This is a genomic window from Mesorhizobium silamurunense (assembly GCF_014843825.1).
GTDB lineage: Bacteria > Pseudomonadota > Alphaproteobacteria > Rhizobiales > Rhizobiaceae > Mesorhizobium > Mesorhizobium silamurunense.
The window spans coordinates 1-2,279 of sequence record NZ_JHQR01000213.1 but is presented as its reverse complement, the minus strand read 5'-3'; the positions used below and the strand labels follow the sequence as shown (position 1 = coordinate 2,279).

Below are 2,279 nucleotides of genomic sequence, written 5' to 3'. Positions count from 1 at the left end.
CGCTCGCCTTCCACTACCTGTCGCCGACGACGGAGATCATCGCCGTCGAGCCTGAAGGCTTCAACGGCATGGGCTCGTCGCTGGCGCATGGCGCGATCGAGACCATGCCGATCGGACCGAAATCGATCTGCGACGGGCTGATGGCGCGGAAGCCCGGCGAGGCGCCCTTCGCCGCGGTGAGTGCCGCCGGCGTGCGCGGCGTCACCGTCGACGACGCCGCGGTGCGGCGTGCGATGAAGATCGCATTCGAGCGGATGAAGCTGGTGCTGGAGCCCTCGGGCGCGGCATCGCTCGCTGCTCTGTTGGGGGGCAAAGTCGACGTGACGGGAAAGACCGTCCTGGTTGTGGCTACCGGCGGCAATGTCTCGCTGGCCGATTTTATGGCGCATATGAACAATGCTTGAAGCGGATTTCGTCATCATCGGCTCCGGCTCGGCCGGCTCGGCCATGGCCTACCGGCTGTCGGAAGACGGCAAGCATTCGGTGATCGTCATCGAGTTCGGCGGCACCGATATCGGACCGCTGATCCAGATGCCGTCGGCGCTGTCGATCCCGCTCAACATGAGCCTCTATGACTGGGGTTTTGCCAGCGAGCCGGAACCGCATCTCGGCGGCCGCGTGCTTGCCACGCCGCGCGGCAAGGTCATCGGCGGCTCGTCCTCGATCAACGGCATGGTCTATGTGCGCGGCCATGCGCGCGACTTCGACCACTGGGCTGAACAAGGTGCTGCCGGCTGGGGCTTCGCCGACGTGCTCCCCTATTTCAAGCGCATGGAGGATTCCGACGGCGGCGAGGACGGCTGGCGGGGCAAGAGCGGCCCGCTGCATGTGCAGCGCGGCACGCGCAAAAATCCGCTCTACGGTGCCTTCATGGAAGCCGGCCGCCAGGCCGGTTTCGAGCTGACGGACGACTATAACGGATCGAAGCAGGAAGGCTTCGGGCCGATGGAGCAGACCATTTTGGGCGGGCGCCGCTGGTCGGCCGCGAATGCCTATCTGAAGCCGGCTCTCAGGCGAAAGAATGTGAGTCTGGTCAAAGGTTTCGCCCGACGTGTGGTGATCGAGAATCAACGCGCCATAGGTGTCGAGATCGAAGCTAACAAACAGATTCAGGTCGTTAAGGCGCGACGTGAGGTGATCGTGGCGGCATCCTCGATCAATTCGCCGAAGATCCTGATGCTGTCCGGCATCGGCCCGGGCGCGCACCTGCAGGAAAACGGCATAAAGGTCGTCGCCGACCGGCCGGGCGTCGGAAGCAATCTGCAGGACCATCTGGAGCTCTACATCCAGCAGGAAGCGACCAAGCCGATCACGTTGAACTCCGTGCTCAACCCCTTCTCCAAGGCGATGATCGGCGCGCAATGGCTGTTCTTCAAGACCGGCCTCGGCGCGACCAACCATTTCGAGGCCGCGGCCTTCGTGCGCTCGCAGGCCGGCGTCGATTATCCCGACATCCAGTATCACTTTATTCCCGCCGCAGTGCGTTACGACGGCAAGGCGGCGGCGAAGTCGCATGGCTTCCAGGCGCATGTCGGGCCGATGCGGTCCAAGTCTCGCGGCTCGGTGACGCTGCGCTCGCCGGACCCGAAAGCGAAGCCTGTGATCCGCTTCAACTACATGTCGCATCCGGACGACTGGAGCGAGTTCCGCCACTGCATCCGCCTGACGCGCGAGATTTTTGGCCAGAAAGCCTTCGATGCTTTCCGCGGCAAGGAGATTTCGCCGGGCAACCATGTGCAGACCGACGACGAGCTCGACGCCTTCATCCGCGACCATGCCGAGAGCGCCTACCACCCTTGCGGCACCTGCAGGATGGGCCGCGCCGACGACCTGACGAGCGTCGTCGATCCGGAATGCAGGGTGATCGGCATCGAGGGCCTGCGCATCGCCGACTCCTCGATCTTCCCGCGGGTGACCAACGGCAATCTCAACGCGCCCTCGATCATGACCGGCGAGAAGGCGTCCGACCACATCCTCGGCCGCACGCCGCTGGCACCGTCCAACCAGGAACCATGGATCAATCCGCGCTGGCAGGTGGCCGACAGATAGCGCATGATCCGGGCGGTCGCCCTGCCCCTCGAAGAGAAGTGGAGAACCGCCATGCGCGCCCAACCGACGGCATCGCATTACGTCAACGGCCGCTATATCGAGGACGAGGGCGGCGCGCCGCTGCCGGTGATCTATCCGGCGACGGGCGAGACGATCGCCACGCTGCATTCGGCGACGCCGAACGTGCTGGAGCTGGCGATCGAGGCCGCACGCGCCGCGCAGCCGGCCTG

2 protein-coding genes and 1 pseudogene are annotated in these 2,279 nt (G+C 64.9%); all 3 read left to right on the top strand.

From position 1 onward, the window contains the following. On the top strand, positions 1-404 hold a 404-nt coding region (locus tag DH10_RS23505; protein WP_192385397.1), incomplete at its 5' end, for a pyridoxal-phosphate dependent enzyme. Further along, positions 397-2,049, top strand: coding sequence for a choline dehydrogenase (gene betA, locus DH10_RS23500; protein WP_192248868.1), 1,653 nt, complete (start codon positions 397-399; stop codon positions 2,047-2,049). The genes DH10_RS23505 and betA, both read left to right, overlap by 8 nt. Positions 2,050-2,100: 51 nt before the next feature. Further along, a pseudogene (locus DH10_RS23495) lies at positions 2,101-2,279 on the top strand (betaine-aldehyde dehydrogenase); the annotation flags it as partial.

What these genes read in the sequence shown, in the direction of transcription:
- betA (WP_192248868.1), top strand. Translation starts at nt 397, where the DNA reads ATGCTTGAAGCGGATTTCGTCATCATCGGCTCCGGCTCGGCCGGCTCG.